Origin of the sequence: Dietzia sp. SLG310A2-38A2 (assembly GCF_014145095.1) — a bacterium.
Classification (GTDB): Bacteria; Actinomycetota; Actinomycetes; order Mycobacteriales; family Mycobacteriaceae; genus Dietzia.
In genome coordinates, this window is record NZ_JAALDX010000340.1 from 7,663 (window position 1) to 9,643 (window position 1,981).

Below are 1,981 nucleotides of genomic sequence, written 5' to 3' on the forward strand. Positions count from 1 at the left end.
GCCCGTCCCCCTCCCGACTCGCCCACGGGACCTTCCCTGGGCACGTCCACCACGACCATCGCACCCCGGTGTGCGGCGGACTCGACGGCGGAGGCGAGGTCACGGTCGCCGGCATCGTCTCCGGAGACCAGGACGACGTCCAGTGCCCCGACCCAGGTGGGGAGGGTGTGGGCGTGGACCAGCGGTGGGACGGCGGCTCCGCCGACCACCTCGGAGAGGGCGGCGACCACCCGGGCGGCGTGGCGGGCCCGGTCCGAGCGTCCCGAGACCCACACGAGTGCCCGGGGCCGGAACCCGGAGAGGCCGTCCAGCGCCCCCGAGCCGACGGCCGTCGCGACCGAACGGAGCTGGGCCCCGGCCATCGATGCGTGGAGCAGGGCCCCGGTGGCGTCGGAGGAGCGGAGGGCCTCGGCGTCGTCCAGGTCCACCCGGCCGGCCCCGGTGTCGCTGGTCAGGTCAGGCACGGACGATCGCGAGGACCTCGTCGACCACAGCGGCGACGTCCTCCCTGGTGGGCGCCTCCGCGTTGAGTCGCAGCAGCGGTTCGGTGTTGGAGGCCCGCAGGTTGAACCACGCGCCGTCACCGAGGTCGACGGTCACTCCGTCGAGTCGGTCCACCGACACCGCACGGCCGGAGAACACGTCGATGACCTCCTCCATCCGGGCCACCTGCGCCTCCGCGGAGTCCAGGGTGGAGTTGATCTCCCCCGACGCCGCGTACCGGGTGTATTCCGCCATCACCTGCGACAGCGGGGCGTCCTGCTCCCCGAGGGCGGCGAGGGTGTGCATCGCGGCGAGCATCCCCGAGTCGGCGCCCCAGAAGTCGCGGAAGTAGTAGTGCGCCGAGTGTTCGCCGCCGAAGATCGCACCGGTGTCCGCCATCTGGGCCTTGATGAAGCTGTGGCCGACGCGGGTACGGACCGCGACACCGCCCTTCTCCTCGACCAGTTCGGGGACGGCCCGGGAGGTGATGAGGTTGTAGATGATCGAGGCGCCGGGTTCCTTGTCGAGCTCGCGCCCGGCCACCAGCGCGGTGATGGCCGACGGGGCGACGGGCTCGCCCCGCTCGTCCACCACGAAGCAGCGGTCGGCGTCGCCGTCGAAGGCGAGCCCGATGTCCGCCCCGCTCTCACGGACCAGCGCCTGGAGGTCGACCAGGTTGGCCGGTTCGAGGGGGTTGGCCTCGTGATTGGGGAAGTTGCCGTCGAGCTCGAAGTACAGGGGGACGATCTCGAGCGGAAGTCCGCTGAGGACCGCGGGCACGGTGTGGCCACCCATCCCGTTCCCGGCGTCGACCGCCACCTTGAGCCGGCGGATACCCGACAGGTCGACCAGTTCACGGAGGTAGGCACCGTAGCCGTCGAGGACGTCACGCTCGGAGACCGTGCCGGCCTCACCGTCGTGTGCGGGGACACCCTCGATGACCTCGTCGGCGATCGTCCGGAGGCCGGATTCCTGGCCGACCGGTTTGGCGCCCGTACGGCACAGCTTGATGCCGTTGTACCGGGCCGGGTTGTGGCTGGCCGTGAACATGGCGCCCGGGCAGTCGAGCTGTCCCGAGGCGTAGTACAGCTGGTCGGTCGACGCGAGACCGATCGTCACCACGTCCAGTCCCTGTGACGTGACGCCGTCCCCGAACGCCCGGGACAGCGACGGGGAGGAGTCCCGCATGTCGTGGCCGACCACCACGGTGTCCGCCCCCTCCGACCGCATGAGGCGAGCGAACGACGCGCCGATCTCACGGACGAAGTCCTCGTCGATCTGCTCGCCCACGACGCCGCGGACGTCGTAGGCCTTGATGACTGCTCGGACGGACTCGGCGCTGCGTGCCACGTGCTGCTCCAGGGATGAGAGGCGGTCGGACGGTGTCATCAGTCGACCCTACCCGCCGGGTTCCCGCCCGGCCGGTCGCTTGCGACCGCAGGTGCTCGGCGCCCCGTCAGCCGAGGCCCGGACCCGGCTCCCGGGCGCCGTCGACGGG

General features: G+C 71.7%; 1 protein-coding gene and 1 pseudogene. Both read right to left on the reverse strand.

The genetic code is table 11. The features are described 5' to 3' along the window. Positions 1–464 (reverse strand): annotated as a pseudogene (locus G6027_RS18885) (hypothetical protein); the annotation flags it as partial. Beyond that, positions 457–1,833, reverse strand: coding sequence for a phosphomannomutase/phosphoglucomutase (locus tag G6027_RS12305; protein WP_182637431.1), 1,377 nt, complete (start codon positions 1,831–1,833; stop codon positions 457–459). The pseudogene G6027_RS18885 and the gene G6027_RS12305, both read right to left, overlap by 8 nt. Between the last annotated feature and the right edge of the window lie 148 nt (positions 1,834–1,981).